The sequence below is a fragment of the Pseudomonas sp. 910_21 genome (genome assembly GCF_052850735.1).
The window spans coordinates 1-382 of the sequence record NZ_VXCY01000042.1 but is presented as its reverse complement, the minus strand read 5'-3'; the positions used below and the strand labels follow the sequence as shown (position 1 = coordinate 382).

At 63.9% G+C, this 382-nt stretch carries 1 protein-coding gene; it reads right to left on the bottom strand.

Translation table 11 applies throughout. From position 1 onward, the window contains the following. Positions 1–382 (bottom strand): AMP-binding protein (locus FW796_RS31895; protein ID WP_446440712.1); only part of this gene is annotated, 382 nt, incomplete at both ends.

Below are 382 nucleotides of genomic sequence, written 5' to 3'. Positions count from 1 at the left end.
GCCTACGTACTCCACCAAGCCATCGGTGCGATAGCGGGTCAGGTCACCGCTGCGGTACAGCCGGGCACCGGTGGTGCTGTAGGGGTCAGGGATAAAGCGTTCCGCTGTCAGCCCAGGTCGATCCAGGTAACCCCGGGCTACGCCCAGGCCGCCCAGGTACAACTCGCCGGCCACGCCAACCGGTAACAGGTTGAGGTTGGCATCGGCCACATAGGCGCTGCGATTGCCGACGATATTGCCGATAGGCGCATAGGCCGCATCGCACGGATCGCCGGCACGGGCCTTCCAGATCAAAGGGGTGACCACGGTTTCGGTCGGGCCGTAACCGTTGAAGATGTACTTGGGCCGCAGCACTCGCCACGCCAAATCGTAACTGGCCTGC